At 64.6% G+C, this 16,165-nt stretch carries 16 protein-coding genes and 1 riboswitch; of the genes, 15 read left to right on the forward strand and 1 reads right to left on the reverse strand.

Features of this window, described 5'->3' with window-relative positions; all coding sequences use genetic code 11:
- Positions 1 to 261 precede the first annotated feature (261 nt).
- Entirely contained in the window at positions 262 to 2,805 is a 2,544-nt protein-coding gene (locus IAE38_RS22440; protein WP_201219348.1) for a dermonecrotic toxin domain-containing protein, read from the forward strand.
- 21 nt (positions 2,806 to 2,826) lie between these two features.
- On the opposite strand, the gene IAE38_RS22445 is transcribed toward IAE38_RS22440, so the two are convergent.
- Positions 2,827 to 3,405, reverse strand: a complete 579-nt coding sequence (locus tag IAE38_RS22445) for a hypothetical protein (RefSeq protein WP_201164777.1) — start codon at positions 3,403 to 3,405, stop codon at positions 2,827 to 2,829.
- A gap of 166 nt (positions 3,406 to 3,571) precedes the next feature.
- Positions 3,572 to 3,779: riboswitch (cobalamin riboswitch) on the forward strand.
- 119 nt (positions 3,780 to 3,898) lie between these two features.
- On the opposite strand from IAE38_RS22445, the gene cobO reads away from it, so the two are divergent.
- The 14 genes from cobO (at position 3,899) to IAE38_RS22510 (ending at position 16,008) form a co-directional block, all read left to right on the forward strand.
- Entirely contained in the window at positions 3,899 to 4,510 is a 612-nt protein-coding gene (gene cobO, locus IAE38_RS22450; RefSeq protein ID WP_201164778.1) for a cob(I)yrinic acid a,c-diamide adenosyltransferase, read from the forward strand.
- Entirely contained in the window at positions 4,507 to 5,802 is a 1,296-nt protein-coding gene (locus tag IAE38_RS22455; RefSeq protein ID WP_201164779.1) for a cobyrinate a,c-diamide synthase, read from the forward strand. The genes cobO and IAE38_RS22455 overlap by 4 nt, the downstream gene beginning before the upstream one ends.
- A complete protein-coding gene (bluB, locus tag IAE38_RS22460) occupies positions 5,799 to 6,449 on the forward strand; it encodes a 5,6-dimethylbenzimidazole synthase (protein ID WP_201164780.1) in 651 nt (216 codons plus the stop codon). Before IAE38_RS22455 ends, bluB begins: the two co-directional genes overlap by 4 nt.
- Positions 6,446 to 7,354 carry an adenosylcobinamide-phosphate synthase CbiB gene (gene cbiB, locus IAE38_RS22465; RefSeq protein ID WP_201219350.1) on the forward strand — a complete coding sequence of 303 codons (909 nt, stop codon included), beginning with the start codon at positions 6,446 to 6,448 and terminating at the stop codon, positions 7,352 to 7,354. The genes bluB and cbiB overlap by 4 nt, the downstream gene beginning before the upstream one ends.
- Entirely contained in the window at positions 7,347 to 8,339 is a 993-nt protein-coding gene (cobD, locus tag IAE38_RS22470; RefSeq protein ID WP_201219352.1) for a threonine-phosphate decarboxylase CobD, read from the forward strand. Before cbiB ends, cobD begins: the two co-directional genes overlap by 8 nt.
- A complete protein-coding gene (locus tag IAE38_RS22475; RefSeq protein ID WP_201219354.1) occupies positions 8,336 to 9,790 on the forward strand; it encodes a cobyric acid synthase in 1,455 nt (484 codons plus the stop codon). The genes cobD and IAE38_RS22475 overlap by 4 nt, the downstream gene beginning before the upstream one ends.
- A 1-nt stretch (position 9,791) precedes the next feature.
- Positions 9,792 to 10,313, forward strand: coding sequence for a bifunctional adenosylcobinamide kinase/adenosylcobinamide-phosphate guanylyltransferase (gene cobU / locus IAE38_RS22480; protein WP_201164784.1), 522 nt, complete (start codon positions 9,792 to 9,794; stop codon positions 10,311 to 10,313).
- Positions 10,310 to 11,365 carry a nicotinate-nucleotide--dimethylbenzimidazole phosphoribosyltransferase gene (gene cobT / locus IAE38_RS22485; protein WP_201219356.1) on the forward strand — a complete coding sequence of 352 codons (1,056 nt, stop codon included), beginning with the start codon at positions 10,310 to 10,312 and terminating at the stop codon, positions 11,363 to 11,365. Before cobU ends, cobT begins: the two co-directional genes overlap by 4 nt.
- Positions 11,362 to 11,928, forward strand: coding sequence for a histidine phosphatase family protein (locus tag IAE38_RS22490; RefSeq protein ID WP_201219358.1), 567 nt, complete (start codon positions 11,362 to 11,364; stop codon positions 11,926 to 11,928). The genes cobT and IAE38_RS22490 overlap by 4 nt, the downstream gene beginning before the upstream one ends.
- Before the next feature lies 1 nt (position 11,929).
- The gene (locus IAE38_RS22495; RefSeq protein WP_201219360.1) at positions 11,930 to 12,652 is read left to right on the forward strand and encodes an adenosylcobinamide-GDP ribazoletransferase; all 723 of its coding nucleotides are present in this window, start codon (positions 11,930 to 11,932) and stop codon (positions 12,650 to 12,652) included.
- Positions 12,653 to 12,857: 205 nt separating this feature from the next.
- Positions 12,858 to 13,985, forward strand: a complete 1,128-nt coding sequence (locus tag IAE38_RS22500) for a glycoside hydrolase family 5 protein (RefSeq protein WP_442968327.1) — start codon at positions 12,858 to 12,860, stop codon at positions 13,983 to 13,985.
- A 112-nt stretch (positions 13,986 to 14,097) separates the two neighbouring features.
- Entirely contained in the window at positions 14,098 to 15,297 is a 1,200-nt protein-coding gene (locus IAE38_RS22505) for an MFS transporter (protein ID WP_236404338.1), read from the forward strand.
- Positions 15,294 to 15,416, forward strand: a complete 123-nt coding sequence (locus IAE38_RS24125; protein WP_256217500.1) for a hypothetical protein — start codon at positions 15,294 to 15,296, stop codon at positions 15,414 to 15,416. Before IAE38_RS22505 ends, IAE38_RS24125 begins: the two co-directional genes overlap by 4 nt.
- A 46-nt stretch (positions 15,417 to 15,462) precedes the next feature.
- On the forward strand, positions 15,463 to 16,008 hold the full coding sequence (locus IAE38_RS22510) for a glutathione peroxidase (protein WP_201164789.1): 546 nt from the start codon (positions 15,463 to 15,465) through the stop codon (positions 16,006 to 16,008).
- The last annotated feature ends 157 nt before the right edge of the window (positions 16,009 to 16,165 follow it).

The following is a 16,165-nucleotide window of genomic DNA, read 5'->3' on the forward strand; positions in this document are numbered from 1 at the left end:
GAGTTGCGGGGTAGGGCCCGTGCCATCGGCTACTGCCAGGCGGGCAGTTTCGCCGCAGCCTGCCAGGCCGGCGCACAGCACGAGCAACAGTGGAACGGGCGGGCGGTTCATGGGCGCATCTCTCAGTGCGGGCAGGTAGTGCTTCAGAGAATAGCCGGGTCTGTTGGGTTCAGTCGCTGTGACCAGGGGCTACACCGCTACCGCCTGCTGACCACCTCGCTAGGCAGCATGGGTGCCTGACAACCCGATGCTGGAGTACCCATGAAGAACCTTCTGGAAAAAGTCGACCGTGGCCTGGATGCGATAAGTGCTGGTATGCCGCTGGCGCGATTGGTCGACAAGATCATTCGGGACTACCCCGACCCCTATGAGCTGGCCAGGGAGCAGGCCACGCAAATCCTGCTGCGCCGTACCGGCAAGGCTATTGACCCCCGGTTCATCTGGTGGCACCAGTTTCAGGGCACGGCTACCAGCAGCCCGCGCACGTTCACCGGCTGGCAGCATTCGGGGCGCCCCAGCAAGTCGTTGCGGCTGCCGCAGCTGGTGATCGAGCGCTTTGACCCGGGTTTTCAGGAGGCCTCCGACGAACTGAACGTTTACGGCGGCTTCTATCGCCAGGGCCCCCATGCGGGGCGGTTTGACGAGCACAATGAAGTGCCGATGCTGCCCAGCGACGTGCTGGCTGATCTGTGGGCGCTGGATTTCGCCAGCCTCTACCGTCAGCGTGTCGATGAGTTCTGGGTTCGGCATGGCCGGCATTTTCGTGTGCTGGCCAAGATCAACCTGTTGGCCCAGGCCCGGCATGCGGCACAGGCTGGCAAGATAAACAGCACGCAGTGGGCGCAGGTGCGCGCCCTGGTTACTGACCGCTTGAGTGCAAACGAGCTGCCTGCACTGGCCCGGCTGGAGCATGACAGTAGCCAGCGCCCATTGCAGGTTTACCGCTACGCATTCGATCATGACGACCGCGGCTGCCTGTACAGCCTGCATGAGCAGGACGGCCGCGCAATGCTGTATCTGCCATGGGCCGAGCAGGCCTTGTGGGCGTTCGAGTCCGAGCGCGCCTTGGCCGGCTGGTTGCGCACGAGCCTGCAGGACCCGCAGTGGCTGGGTCAGTTCATGCGGGCTACGCATCTCTATGATGACGGCAGGGTGAAACGTATCCATGGGCAGTTGCACACTTTGGCCCAGAGCGCCTCGGCCGAAGCTGCGCAGTTGCTGTTGCAATCCCTGAAGCGCCCGGTGAAGAACGACTTCTTCGACTACATGGCCAACTTGTCCCGTGCCGAGATGCACAGCAATGCCAACCTGATGATCAGCAACCAGGACCTGCGCAAGGTGCTCTGGCGAGGTTACCTCGGTGCATTCCTGAAGGTGTTTGGCGGCTTTGCGCCCCTCGGGCGGCCGGTGCTCTGGGTCATGCTCGGGGTCACCGTCAGCCGGGTGGCGCTGGAGGTGGATGCTGCGCTGGATGCACGTGACGATGACGGGCGCAAGGCGGCGTTACGCGCAGCCATGATCGATACGCTCATGGCTGCGCTCAACCTGGTGGACGTCACGTTCCAGGCCAGTTTCGACTCGCTGGCCTATCAGGCGCCCCAGCATGAAGCCACGATTTCACTGGAGCACTGGCAGGTGCAGACGTCAGCGACCACGGCCGCAGAGGGGTTGGAAACCAACAACCTGCTGGTGGGCGAAACGGGCCGTGAAGGTCGGCTGGCGGGCGTGCTGGTGCAGGAGGATGGCTCCTGCTGGATCAAGCTGAACGGTTTGTCGTACCGGGTCCGTTACAGCACCGACCTGTCATGCTGGCTGATCGTGCCGGCCGAAAACCCATACGCGTTCGGGCCCCTGCGCCCGGTTCGCCTGAGTGCCAGCGGTGAATGGGAGCTACTGGTGCCGCCCCGCCTGGCAGGCGGCAACCCGCCCGCTATAGAGAACGTCGCCACCGTCAATTCTCCCTTCTGGGACACCTACGCCGGCCTGGACCCTGCGCAGAGCAAGGCCCTCAGCACCCAGGCGCTGAGGCGTCAGAAAACCCTGCTGGAATCCTGGATGTTGCCTACGGTATCGGAGGGGCGGGCGCCCGATGTGGATGCCAATGGGCTGGACTGCGTGATGGTCAGAAACGCCCCTGAATATTCGTACCGTCACGAGCGTGAGTATTTCAATTCGTTGATCGAGTACTACACCAGCGACGAGTCGCAAGTGAATGATGTATTCCGCCATGGCCGCTATCGGTATGGGGACGAAGACAGCTATATCGCCAACCTGGCTGACTCGCTCGAGCGGTTGCCCAAGAGTAACGCGGTGACGCTGTACCGCGGTGGTAACGCGGCGCGCCACACCGGTGCAGCACCCTATCGCAGTGGTCGGTTGAAGGTGGGGGACACGCTGGTGACGACGGACCTGACGTCCTTTACCGAAAACCCCTATAAAGCAGCGGAGTTTGCCTCACGTGTGGTACCTGGGCAGGCGCGTGGCAACGTCAGGGAGTTCGATGACAGCTCCGTGATTTACCAGCTGCCTGCCGGGCGTTATGAAGAGGGCACCCCGGTCAGCGCTTTTTCGTTGTACTGGGATGAAGCAGAAACGTTGTTTCTGCCTGGGCAGTACTTCCGGGTGGAGAATGTGGAGCAGGTGTACGGGCCCGGTTACCACTTTATTCTGGTCACCCTGGGCCGTGCGGTGAAGCCTGCTTCCGGCGTGGTTCACGACCTGCGCACGGGCCAGGTATTCGACCCCGGCGTATTCAGCGGGCGCCTGCGTACGCCTGCGTTGGCAAAGCGGTTTTTCCCTGCGTGAGCGGCCAGCACAGCACGTTGTTCAACTTTGCCTGAGCAGCAGCGCAACGCCTGGGTAGTAGTTACCCAGTGCGTCGTGCAGCTTGCGGTAGGCGTAGGGGAAATACCAGGCAATGGCGCACGCAGTATGCTTCTGCAGGTCGTCCACGAGGTCCTGGAGTTCCTCGGGGCTGGCATGTTGCCCTGCCTTGCACGGGCTGATGAACAGGGCGCCGGCTTTCAGCTGGCTGGGGTAAGCCACCTGGTGAGCCAGGGCCGCGGTCTGTTGCAGGGCTGCCGCCATGTCCAGGCTGGCCATTTTCGGCCAGCGCTGGCTCACACTTAGGTAAAGCGCCTCGTCGAGGCTGCTGATCCACAGGTCGCAGCGTGCCTCACGGTCCTCGTCGTCCCGTTGTTTCTTGCCTGAAAACTGCTGCAGCGCGGTCAGTTCTGCTTGCCAGGCCGCCGCTGCCAGCAGCCCTGCATTGGCCGTTGCGCCGTGCCAATAAGGCGCCTCGGCGTCACCGGCACAGCGGTTGTAACGGTCGATGCATTCCACCCAGCGCTCGAACACAGGCGCCAGAAATTCAAGGCGCGGGTTGTTGATCAGATGGCCTCGCATGCTGCGCACTCCTGTTGTGAGTATGGGGGCGTACGACCTGCGTAATGGCTATGTGATATCACTTGATTTCAGTGTGGCACAGTTTTGCCGAACGGCCATCGAGCCGGGTGGCTTTGTTATCCCGCCTAGGGGTTGCGTCGATTGACGCTCCCGACGCAACCCTCTAACCTTCGCGCGTGTTTCAGGTGCCCCGCCAAGGGGTGAAACAGGGAAGCCGGTGGGTGCCAGCATGGCGCGATTCCGGCGCTGCCCCCGCAACGGTAAGTGAGTGACGGCCGCGCAATGCCACTGGGTGTCTGTACCCGGGAAGGTGCGCAGGCTTGGGCCGGTGCCCGCTCGCAAGCCCGGAGACCGGCCTGACACTGCCAACGGCATCACGGAGGGTGATGCGCGGTGCACCGTGGCGTTCAGCCATGGCTCCTGCGCGCGCTCCTTTTGCCTGCTTATTCCCTGTCGCCATGGCTTGCCGTGGTGCCAGCCAGCGGAGCCCCCCATGAGCGAAATCACCGAACGCGACGAACGTCACCTGGCGCGCATGCAGCGCAAGAAAGCGGTCATCGACGAACGCATCGCCAACTCCCCCAACGAATGCGGCTTGCTGCTGGTACTGACCGGCAACGGCAAGGGCAAGAGCAGCTCGGCGTTCGGCATGCTCGCGCGTGCACTGGGCCATGGCATGCAGTGCGGTGTCGTGCAATTCATCAAAGGCCGCAACAGCACCGGTGAAGAGCTGTTCTTCCGTCGCTTCCCCGAGCAGGTGCGTTACCACGTGATGGGCGAGGGTTTCACGTGGGAAACCCAGGATCGCCAGCGTGACATCGCGGCGGCCGAGGCGGCATGGGCCGTGTCGCGTCAACTGCTGCAGGACGAATCTGTGCAGTTCGTGGTACTCGACGAGTTGAACATCGCCCTGAAGCACGGCTACCTGGAGCTGGATCAGGTGCTGTCCGACATCCAGGCCCGCCCACCCATGCAGCACGTGATCGTCACCGGCCGCGGTGCCAAACCAGAGATGGTCGAGCTGGCGGACACGGTGACTGAAATGGGCATGCTCAAGCACGCATTCCAGGCCGGCATCCGTGCCCAGAAGGGCGTGGAACTGTGAGCGCACCCCGCCAATGCCCTGCGGTACTGATTGCAGCCCCGGCCTCAGGGCAGGGCAAGACCACGGTGACCGCGGCCCTGGCCCGGCTGCACCGCAACTTGGGCCGCAAGGTACGGGTGTTCAAATGCGGGCCCGATTTTCTCGACCCAATGATTCTCGAACGGGCCAGCGGTGCGCCGGTGTATCAGTTGGACCTGTGGATGATCGGTGCCGAGGAAAGCCGCCGGTTGCTGTGGGAGGCCGCAGGTGAGGCCGACCTGATCCTGATCGAAGGGGTGATGGGGCTGTTCGACGGCACCCCCTCGAGCGCGGACCTGGCACGCCATTTCGGCGTGCCGGTGCTGGCGGTCATCGATGGTACGGCCATGGCCCAAACCTTCGGTGCATTGGCCCTGGGGCTGGCCCGCTATCAGCCCGACCTGCCGTTTGCCGGGGTGCTGGCCAACCGGGTGGGCAGCCTGCGCCACGCCCAGTTGCTTGAGGGTAGCCTGACCGAGGGGCTGCGCTGGTACGGCGGGTTGTCCCGTGAGCGGGGCATCGAGTTGCCCAGCCGCCACCTGGGCTTGGTCCAGGCCAGTGAACTGAACGACCTGGATACCCGGCTGGACGCCGCCGCGCAGGCGCTGGGTGACAGCTGCGATGCCACCCTGCCGCCCGCGGTCACCTTCGCCCAGCCACAGCCGTTGCAATCCCCTGCCATGCTGGAAGGTGTGCGGGTAGGCGTGGCGCACGACGAGGCCTTTGCCTTTACCTACGGCGCCAACCTTGAATTGCTGCGGCGCATGGGCGCGCAGCTGGCGTTCTTCTCGCCGCTGCATGACCAGGTGCTGCCGAGGGTCGACAGCCTGTACCTGCCTGGCGGCTACCCCGAACTGCATCACCATGCCCTGGCTGCTAACGCCCCGATGTGCCAGGCCATTCGCGCGCACCACGCCCAGGGCAAGCCCCTGTTGGCAGAGTGTGGCGGCATGCTGTATTTGCTGGAGGCGCTCACCGACGTGGCTGGCGAGCGTGCCGAGCTGCTGGGCCTGCTGCCTGGCGAGGCGACCATGCAAAAACGCCTGGCGGCCTTGGCCTTGCAGGCCGTGGAACTGCCGGAGGGCACCCTGCGTGGCCATACTTATCACCATTCCCTGACCAGCACCACGCTGGAGCCCGTTGCACGTGGCCTGAGCCCCAATGGCGGGCGGGGTAATGAGGCGGTGTATCGCCTGGGGCGGTTGACGGCTTCCTATGTGCATTTTTATTTCCCTTCGAACCCTGAGGCAGCGGCGGCGCTGTTGCGACCATGACCGAGCACGTTTTCAGTGAGCCCGAGCGCGCTGCGGTATACCGGGCGATCGGCGAGCGCCGCGACATGCGCCATTTTGCCGGTGGCGAGGTGGCGCCAGAATTACTGGCGCGGCTGCTGGCGGCGGCCCATCAGGCACCCAGTGTTGGCCTCATGCAGCCTTGGCGCTTTATTCGCATTACCCAGCGTGACTTACGCGGGCGCATCCAGGGGCTGGTCGAGCAGGAGCGTGTGCTGACTGCTCAGGCGTTGGGCGAGCGCTCCGACGACTTCATGAAACTCAAGGTCGAAGGCATAAACGATTGTGCAGAGCTGCTGGTGGCAGCCCTGATGGACAACCGCGAGCCGCACCTGTTCGGCCGCCGCACGCTGCCTGAAATGGACCTTGCCTCGCTGGCCTGCGCCATCCAGAACCTGTGGCTGGCTGCACGTGCCGAAGGGTTGGGTATGGGCTGGGTGTCGTTGTTCGAGCCGCAGGCGCTGGCCGCACTGCTGGGCATGCCCGCCGGGGCCAAACCAGTGGCGGTGCTCTGCCTGGGCCCTGTTACCGCGTTCTATCCGGCGCCCATGCTGGTGGTGGAGGGCTGGGCCCAAGCGCAGCCGCTGAGTGAGATGCTGTACGAAAACCATTGGGGGGCACGCCCATGAGCGTAGCCTTGCTGACCTTCGCCGGCGTGGCTTTGGATGCCCTGTTCGGTGAACCCCAGCGGCGTCACCCGTTGGTTGCGTTTGGCAACATGGCGGCCAACCTTGAGCGCCGTTTGAACGCGGGCGGCCGTGGCTGGCGCAGCCATGGCGTGAGTGCCTGGTTCCTGGCCGTGGTGCCCTTGACCTTGGTTGCACTGATACTGTCCTGGCTGCCGGGCATAGGCTGGCTGGTGGACGTGCTCGCGTTGTACTGCGCGTTGGGCCTGCGCAGTTTGGGCGAACATGTACTGCCCGTCGCTGCTGCCTTGCGCCAGGGCGACCTGGAAGAGGCGCGGCGCCGTGTGGGTTACCTGGTCAGCCGCGAAACCCGTGATCTGGATGAACCTGCGGTCGCCCGGGCGGCTACCGAGTCGGTGCTGGAAAACGGCAGCGATGCCGTGTTCGCCGCGTTGTTCTGGTTCGTGGTAGCCGGTGCGCCGGGTGTGGTGCTGTACCGTCTGAGCAATACCCTTGATGCCATGTGGGGCTACCGCAACGAGCGCTTCGAGCGTTTTGGCTGGTGCGCCGCGCGCATCGACGACCTGCTCAATTACGTGCCGGCCCGGCTGGTGGCATTGACCTATGCGGTGCTTGGCAAAACCCGCCTGGCACTGGCCTGTTGGCGCCGGCAGGGCCCCTTGTGGGACAGCCCCAACGCCGGGCCGGTGATGGCCGCTGGCGCGGGTGCGCTGGGGGTAGAACTTGGCGGGCCTGCGGTGTACCACGGCCAGTTGCACGAGCGCCCGCGCCTGGGCGAAGGGCCGGCAGCCAGCGAGGACGCCATCGAGCGTGGCTGGCAGTTGGTGCAGCGCGGGGTCTGGTTATGGCTGTTGGTGATCTGCCTGGGGGCGTACCTGAATGCTTGAACACGGTGGCCGCCTGCTGCGCGCAGTGCGCCAGTACGGCATTGCACGCGAGCACTGGCTGGACCTGTCCAGTGGCATCGCGCCTTGGCCCTTTCCCATCCCGTCTATTCCTGTGCAAGCCTGGGCCCGCCTGCCTGAAACCCATGACGGCCTGGAGCAGGCCGCCTGCCGTTACTATGGCGCCGCTCAGTTGCTGCCGGTGGCCGGGTCCCAGGCTGCCATTCAGGCGCTGCCGCTGCTGCGTACGCCCGGCAACGTCGGGGTGCTCACCCCATGCTATGCCGAGCACGCCCATGCCTGGCAGCGTGCCGGGCATCGGTTGACGGCGCTGGACGAAACCCAGGTCGAGGCATCACTCGATCACCTGGATGTGCTGGTGCTGGTGAACCCGAACAACCCGACCGGCCGCAGCCTGCCACGTGCAACCGTGCTGGCCTGGCACCAGCGCCTGGCAGCGCGTGGGGGTTGGTTGCTGGTGGACGAAGCCTTCATGGACAACACCCCCGCGTGCAGCGTGGTGGATTGTGCTGAGCGCCCTGGGCTGATCGTTTTGCGCTCGTTCGGCAAATTCTTTGGGCTGGCGGGGGTTCGCCTGGGCTTCGTGGCGGCTGAGGGCAGCCTGCTGTCGCGCCTGGCCGACCTGCTTGGGCCCTGGACCATCAACGGCCCGACCCGGGTATTGGCCCAGGCCAGCCTGGCCGATCAGGCCACCCAGCATCTGCAGCGCGAGCGCTGCGCGGCTTACAGCCTGCGCCTTGCACAATTATTGGCGCGTGGCGGGCTTGCCGTCAGCGGCGGCTGCGACCTGTTTCAGTATGTGCGTTGCCAGCATGCTGCACACCTGCACGACCATCTTGCCCGCAGCGGCATTCTGGTTCGCCTGTTTGAACAGCCCTCGGCGCTGCGCTTTGGCCTGCCTGCCTGCGAGGCGGACGAACTGCGCCTGGCCCAGGCCCTGGCTACCTACAAGAAGGACACCCCATGACCACCCTCATGGTGCAAGGCACCACGTCCGACGCCGGTAAAAGCACCCTGGTGACCGCCCTGTGCCGCTGGCTGTTGCGCCAGGGCATCGGGGTGGTGCCATTCAAACCGCAGAACATGGCGCTGAACAGTGCCGTGACCGCCGATGGTGGCGAAATTGGCCGCGCCCAGGCCGTACAGGCCCAGGCCTGCCGCCTTGAGCCCCACACTGACATGAACCCGGTGCTGCTCAAGCCCAACAGCGACACTGGCGCCCAGGTGATCATCCATGGCCGCGCCGTTACCAGCATGAATGCGGTCGCGTACCACGACTACAAAGCCATCGCCATGCAAGCGGTGCTGGCCTCCCACCGGCGCCTTAGCGAGGCCTGGCCAGTGGTGATGGTAGAGGGGGCAGGGTCCCCGGCAGAAATCAACTTGCGTGCCGGCGATATCGCCAACATGGGCTTTGCCGAGGCAGTGGATTGCCCCGTCATTTTGGTGGCCGACATCAACCGCGGAGGGGTTTTCGCCCACCTTGTCGGTACGCTTGAGCTGCTGTCGCCCAGCGAGCAGGCGCGGGTCAAAGGGTTTGTCATCAACCGCTTCAGGGGCGATATCGCCCTGCTGCAACCAGGGCTCGACTGGCTGGAGCAACGGACGGGCAAGCCGGTGCTGGGCGTGCTGCCCTACGTCACCGACCTGCATCTGGAGGCCGAGGATGGCATTGATGCACGCCAGGGCGAGAAGGATGCACAGGTACTGAAGGTGATCGTGCCGGTGCTGCCGCGTATCAGCAACCACACCGACTTCGACCCGCTGCGCCTGCACCCGCAGGTGGACCTGCAGTTTGTGGGCCCGGGCCAGCCTATCCCACCTGCCGACCTGATTATCCTGCCGGGCTCCAAGAGTGTACGCAGTGACCTGGCCCAGCTGCGCGAACGCGGCTGGGACAAGGCCATCGAGCGGCATCTGCGCTACGGCGGCAAGTTGATCGGCATTTGTGGCGGGCTGCAGATGCTCGGCCGTGACGTCCACGACCCCGCCGGCCTGGAAGGCGCTGCAGGTTCCAGCACGGGCCTGGGGCTGTTCGACTACGCCACGGTACTGGAGGCCGAGAAGCAACTGCGCAACGTGGCTGGCACCCTGGCGCTCGAAACCGCGCCGGTCACCGGTTACGAGATCCACGCCGGGGTCACGACCGGCCCGGCACTGGGCCACCCTGCGGTGCAGCTGGCCGATGGCCGCAGCGACGGCGCCATCAGTGCCGACGGGCAGGTGCTCGCCACTTACCTGCACGGCTTGTTCGAGGGCAGCGCCTCCTGCGCGGCGTTGCTGCGCTGGGCAGGCCTCGATGAAGTGCAGGTAATCGATTACCAGGCATTGCGCGAACGCGATATCGAACGCCTGGCCGACCTGGTTGAGCGGCACCTGGACACCCGCCGCCTGCTGCAACTGTGTGGGGTAGCCTGAAATGCACAACCTGATCCTGGGCGGTGCCCGCTCCGGCAAAAGCCGCCTCGCCGAACAACTGGCTGCCGACAGCGGCCTGCCGGTGACCTACATCGCCACCAGCCAGCCCCTGGACGGTGAGATGAACGAACGTGTGCAACTCCACCGTCAGCGGCGCCCCGCCGAGTGGGGGTTGATCGAGGAACCCCTGGCCCTGGCTACCGTGTTACGGAGCGAAGCGGCAGAGGGGCGCTGCCTGCTGGTGGATTGCCTGACCTTGTGGCTGACCAACCTGCTGATGCTCGAAGACGATCAGCGCCTGGCCCAGGAGCGCGATGCGCTGCTGGAGTGCCTGCCCACCCTGCCTGGCACCCTGGTGCTGGTCAGTAATGAAACCGGCCTCGGCGTCGTGCCCATGGGCGAGCTGACCCGACGCTATGTCGACCTGGCCGGCTGGCTGCACCAGGCAGTGGCCGAGCGCTGTGAGCGCGTGGTGCTGACCGTGGCCGGCTTGCCCCTGATGCTGAAAGGACCTGCACTATGAACGCCACCTGGTGGCAGAACCCCTGCCAAGCCGTCGATGAAAACGCCACGGGCCAGGCCCGTGCCCGTCAGCAGCAGTTGACCAAGCCAGCGGGGTCCCTTGGCCAGCTGGAGAGCCTGGCCGTTCAGCTGGCCGGCCTGCAGGGGCGCGAGCGCCCGACCGTGGATAACGTTTTCATCACCCTGTTTGCTGGCGACCATGGGGTCGTCGAAGAAGGCATCTCCGCCTACCCACAAGCCGTCACCGGTCAGATGCTGCGCAATTTCGTCGGTGGTGGCGCGGCAATCAGTGTGCTGGCCCGCCAACTGCAGGCCAGCCTGGAGGTGATCGACCTGGGCACGGTCGACCCACATCTGGATCTGCCAGGGGTGAGCCATTTGCGCCTCGGCGCAGGTACCGCCAACTTCGCCCGCCAGCCTGCCATGACGGCGGGCCAGTTGCAGGCAGCCTTGCAGGCTGGCCGCGACAGCGCACAGCGTGCCGCCCAGGCCGGTGGGCAATTGTTCATCGGTGGCGAGATGGGCATCGGCAACACCACGGCTGCAGCGGCCTTGGCCAGCGTGTTGCTGGGCTGCCCGGCAGTTGCCCTGAGCGGCCCGGGTACGGGCCTAGACAATGCCGGCGTGCGGCACAAGGCCGAGGTTATCGAGCGGGCGCTGAGCTTGCATGCGTTGCAGGCTACAGACCCGTTACAGGCGCTGGTCTGCGTGGGCGGCTTCGAGATCGCCGCCCTGGCCGGTGCTTATTTGGGCTGCGCGCAAGCCGGGGTGGCGGTACTGGTGGACGGCTTCATTTGCAGCGTCGCTGCGCTGGTGGCGGTGCGGCTGAACCCACAGTGCCGCCCCTGGTTGCTGTTTGCGCACCAGGGCGCCGAGCCCGGACATCAGGCTGTGCTGGCTGCGCTGCAAGCCGAGCCATTGCTGGCGTTAGGCCTGCGGCTGGGCGAGGGCAGTGGTGCTGCCCTGGCCGTGCCGCTGGTGCGCCTGGCGTGTGCCCTGCACGGGCAGATGGCGACCTTTGCCGAGGCGGCCGTGGCGGACCGCCCGGCATGATTCTCGACCTGCTGCGCCACGGTGAAACCGTACAGGGTGGCCTGCGAGGCAGCATTGATGATGCCCTGACCGACAAGGGTTGGGCACAGATGCGCGACGCCGTGGCAAAGGCCGGCCATTGGCAGGTGCTGGTGAGTTCACCGTTGCAGCGTTGTGGTCGCTTCGCCGATGAGCTGGGGGCGCAATTGGGCTTGCCCGTGCAGCGCGAGCCTGCCCTGCAGGAGCTGCACTTCGGTGACTGGGAGGGCCGCACTGCTGCACAGATCATGGAACAGCAGGCCGACGAGCTGGGGCGCTTCTGGGCAGACCCCTACGCCTACACACCGCCCAACGGCGAACCGGTTCAAGCCTTTGCCGGGCGCGTGCTGACGGCGGTAGGGCGCCTGGCGTGCCAGCATGCCGGCAAGCGCGTGCTGCTGGTGACCCATGGTGGGGTGATACGCCTGTTGCTGGCCCGTGCCCGCGGCCTGCCAAGGGCACAACTGCTGCAGGTGGAGGTGGGCCACGGCGCACTCGTGCAGCTGCGGGTGACCGCGCAAGGGCAACTGATAGAGGGCTGCTGACATGCTACCGTTCTGGATCGCGTTGCAGTTTCTGAGCAGTTTGCCCGTCACCTTGCCGGGCATGCCAGCCCCTCGCGAGGTAGGCCGTTCGCTGCTGTTTTACCCGCTGGTTGGCCTGTTGTTCGGCCTGGTGCTCTGGTTGGCCAGCCACTTGCTGCAAGCGGTGCCGGTACCGCTGCATGCGGCGTTGCTGTTGAGCCTGTGGGTGCTGCTGAGCGGCGCCTTGCACCTGGATGGCCTGGCGGACAGTGCCGATGCCTGGCTGGGCGGGTTTGGCGACCGCGAACGCACCTTGCAGATCATGAAGGACCCCCGCAGCGGGCCGGTGGCGATCGTCACCCTGGTGCTGGTGTTGCTGCTTAAATTCTGTGCCCTGTGGGTACTGGTGGAGCAGGGCGCTGGTGCAGTGTTGCTGCTTGCACCCGTGATCGGCCGGGCCGCGATGCTTGGCCTGTTTCTTTCTACCCCCTACGTCCGCCCTGGCGGCCTGGGCCAGGCGCTTGCCCAGCACCTGCCTCGACGGGCTGCCATGGGGGTCGTGCTGGTGTGTACTGCTGTCGGCCTGCTGATGGCGGGTTGGGCCGTGGTGCTGGCACTGGGTACGTTTGTCGCATTGCGGCGCTTGATGTGCCAGCGACTGGGCGGCACTACAGGGGATACAGCCGGTGCCATGCTGGAGCTGCTTGAGTTGGCCGTAGTGATCGGTCTAGCTTTGAGTATTTAGGTTTCCTACATAACTTTCAGAGCCTTCCTACAAAAATTATTGCGGTCATATTCCGTAAAAATCATTGAATAGTTTTGAAAAGACGCTAACCCCGTATTCACGTAGGCTCGCTGCTTTCTGAAAGCTGGAGCAGCCTGCCATGCGCCATTGGTTATTAACCGTTCTGCTGATGCTCTGTGTGCCCGTTGCTACGGCAGCAGACCTGATCACGTTCTGGGACACGCCACGCCACGGCGGCAACAGCTTCAACCGGCTGCCACCGGATCAGGCGTATTTCGACGCATTGCGCGGGTATGGCGCAACCTGGGTGCGGTTGTCCTACGACAAGTGGCAGCCTGCGCAGCGGGATTTTCTGCTGGGTAACGCCGATCGCTACCAAGGCCTGCCTGCAGCCGACCTGGCCACATTGCGTGCTGCTCTGGACCGTGCCCATCAGGCGGGGTTGAAGGTAGTGATCGCGCCCCTTTCACTGCCGGGCATGCGCTGGTCGCAAAACAACAAGGGCCAGTTTGACGACCGTCTGTGGCAGGACAAAGCCTATTGGTTGCAGGCCGCGGGCTTCTGGAAAGACCTGGCGCGGGAGCTGAAAGGCCACCCGGCTGTTGCCGCCTACAACCTGGTGAACGAACCTGCGCCCGAGAAAATGAGCGACCTGGCCGAGCACGCCGACGCCGAGAGCATGCGCCGGTGGTATGCCCGAGAGCAGGGTGGCGCGCGCGACTTGCCCGGGCTGTATCGGCAACTGATAACCGCCATCCGTCAGGAAGACCCAGCCACGCCGATCATGGTCGATGCGGGGTGGTTTGCCGCTGCCGATGCATTCGGCTACTGGCCGGCACCTCTGCCAGACCCACGTGTGCTCTACAGCATCCACATGTACGAGCCGTATTTTGTCACCAGTGCTCCCAATATGACCCGCAAGCAACCGTTGGCCTACCCTGGTGCGGCTCCCTTTGCCGGGCACCCCCAGCAATGGGATAGCGAGCGGGTGAAGCGCTACCTGCAGCAGCCCATAGCCTGGGCACAGGCCATGAAGTTGCCGCATTCACGCCTGGTCGTAGGCGAGTTTGGCTGCATGCGCCGGCTGGCGGGCTGCCCGCGGTACCTTGAGGACGTTCTTGGGGTACTCGACGGTGCCCGGCTGCATTGGGCGTTCTACAGTTTCCGCGAAGACAGCTGGGATGGCATGGACTACGAGCTGGGCGCTGCGAAAGTGCCGTGGCGGTACTGGCAGGCGATTGAGGAGGGCGCTCCCGACCCGCTCCCTCGCAAGGCCACCCCGCAGTTCGAACCTATCGCCAAGCGCCTGCGCCAGGCCGAGGGCGCGCCGTAACCCATACGCCCGTACGCGCCACTTGATACCAGCCGGCCCACGCGTTCATGCTGCATGACAGTGAGCGGGAATCTATCCGCAAGCACCTTGTGATGGGCTGGAGATAACAATAATGAGTTCGGTGTGGCGCACCAGCGGGTGGGTATTGTTGGGGGCGGCGTTGATCCTTGCGCTGTCTTTGGGCGTGCGGCATGGCTTTGGCCTGTTTCTGGCGCCGATGAGTGCGGATTTTGGCTGGGGCCGAGGGGTGTTTGCGTTCGCCATCGCCTTGCAGAACCTGGTCTGGGGGCTGGCCCAGCCGTTCGCGGGTGCTTTGGCTGACCGCCTCGGTGCCGGTCGGGTGGTGATGATCGGTGGGGTGCTGTACGCCACCGGGCTGGGACTGATGGGCATGGCCGACTCTGCCTGGTCGCTCTCGCTCAGTGCCGGGCTGCTGATTGGCATCGGCCTGTCCGGTACATCGTTCTCAGTGATATTGGGTGTGGTTGGGCGCGCCGTGCCGGCGGACAAGCGCAGTATGGCCATGGGCATCGCCAGCGCTGCCGGCTCGTTCGGCCAGTTCGCCATGTTGCCGGGCACGTTGGGCCTGATCCAGTGGCTGGGGTGGTCCGCCGCGTTGCTGGTGTTGGGGCTGCTGGTGGCGTTTATCGTGCCGTTGGTGGGCCTGCTGCGCGATCGCCCGCTGCCCGCGCTGGGCTGTGAGCAAACCCTGGGTGAAGCATTGCGCGAGGCGTGCGGGCATTCGGGCTTCTGGTTGCTGGCGCTGGGGTTCTTCGTGTGCGGGTTCCAAGTGGTGTTCATTGGCGTACACCTGCCGGCCTACCTGGTGGACCAGCACCTGCCGGCAACCACCGGCACCACCGTGCTGGCGCTGGTGGGCCTGTTCAATATCGCCGGTACGTTCACTGCCGGCTGGCTCGGTGGGCGCATGTCCAAGCCGCGTTTGCTCACTGGGCTGTATCTGCTGCGGGCGGTGGTTATCGTGCTGTTCCTGTGGGCGCCGGTGAGCGCGTTCAGTGCCTATCTGTTTGGTATCGCCATGGGGCTGTTGTGGTTGTCCACGGTGCCGCTGACCAATGGCACGGTGGCCACGTTGTTCGGGGTGCGTAACCTGTCGATGTTGGGCGGCATCGTGTTCCTGTTCCATCAGTTGGGGGCGTTTCTGGGCGGCTGGTTGGGGGGTGTTGTCTATGATCGAACGGGCAGCTACGACCTGGTCTGGCAGATCGCAATCCTGCTGAGCCTGATGGCGGCGGCCCTCAACTGGCCTGTGCGTGAACGGCCCGTGGCGCGTTTGCAGGCGGCAGCATGAACCGGTCTGTGGCGCGGGTGGGGCTGGTAATTGTGGCGCTGGGAGCGCTGGCCCTGGTGTGGTGGGGGTGGCACCAGGGCGGCATGGCGTTGATGCAATTGGGCATGGGCGTTTGTTAAGCGCTACGCTGCAAGTTCGGGTATTGGCCAACAGGAGTCAGTTGACGTGAAGACACAGTGGTTGACAGTACCGTTGCTGGCGTTGTGCGCCGCGCTACCGGTTTGGGCGGCCGAGTGCCCGGCGGTATTGCAGGGGGCGCTGCCAGAGCTGCGGGGCAAGGGGCAGGTGGATTTGTGCGAGCGCTATGGCGGTAAGCCGCTGGTGGTGATCAACACGGCCAGCTATTGCGGTTTTGCGCCGCAGTTCGAGGGGCTTGAGGCCGCGTACAAGGAGTATCACGGTCGGGGGCTCGAGATGTTGGGGGTGCCTTCCAATGACTTCAAGCAGGAGGATGCCGACAGCGAGAAGACGGCGAAGGTCTGTTATGCCAATTATGGGGTGACCTTTACCATGACCAAGGAACAGGCGGTACGGGGTAAGGATGCGATCCCTCTGTTTGTGGAGCTGGCGAGGCAGAGCAGTGCGCCGAAGTGGAATTTTTATAAGTATGTGATTGATCGGCAGGGGAAGGTGATTGCGAGTTTCTCCAGTTTGACGAAGCCGGATGATCCGGCGTTTCGGGGGGCGATTGAGAGGGCTCTGGGGCGGTAGGGTCGAGTGGTTGTACTGGGGTACATATATTGGTTTTGAAGTTTGAAGTTGTTTGCTGCGTGGGTTTTTATGGCGGGCATAGTCCGTATGCGATGGAGACGCTTAATCACCTTTTCGCCCTTACGGCGAGTCACTTTTTGTCAAACGCGACAAAAAG

Origin of the sequence: Pseudomonas sp. S32 (genome assembly GCF_016648095.1) — a bacterium.
Lineage (GTDB): Bacteria > Pseudomonadota > Gammaproteobacteria > Pseudomonadales > Pseudomonadaceae > Aquipseudomonas > Aquipseudomonas parafulva.